This window comes from Klebsiella sp. HMSC25G12 (assembly GCF_001807705.1).
In the GTDB taxonomy this organism is placed as follows: Bacteria; Pseudomonadota; Gammaproteobacteria; order Enterobacterales; family Enterobacteriaceae; genus Klebsiella; species Klebsiella variicola.
On record NZ_KV789908.1, the window covers coordinates 259,712 to 259,988 of the forward strand.

The following is a 277-nucleotide window of genomic DNA, read 5'->3' on the forward strand; positions in this document are numbered from 1 at the left end:
TTCGAAGGTTCGAATCCTTCCCCCACCACCATCCTCTTAAAAACACCGCAATCCCATTACTCTACGATATTTTATATTCTACCCTACGGGGAAGGATGAGAAGCTTCGACCAAGGTTCGACTCGAGCGCCAGCGAGAGAACGTTGCCGCAGGCAACGGCCCGAAGGGCGAGGAGCGATAGCGACGAGTTATCCTTCCCCCACCACCATTCATTTTGCTGAATAGCCTACAATGTGATTTTACCCCTGGTGGGGTTCCCGAGCGGCCAAAGGGAGCAG

The 277-nt window shown here is 53.4% G+C and carries 2 other RNA genes (1 of these 2 only partly in view); both read left to right on the top strand.

The features are described from left to right. Positions 1-31: non-coding RNA, RtT sRNA (locus HMPREF3096_RS19845), on the top strand; it begins 89 nt to the left of the window's first position. A gap of 43 nt (positions 32-74) precedes the next feature. Next, positions 75-207, top strand: a non-coding RNA gene (locus HMPREF3096_RS19850) — RtT sRNA. Positions 208-277 lie beyond the last annotated feature (70 nt).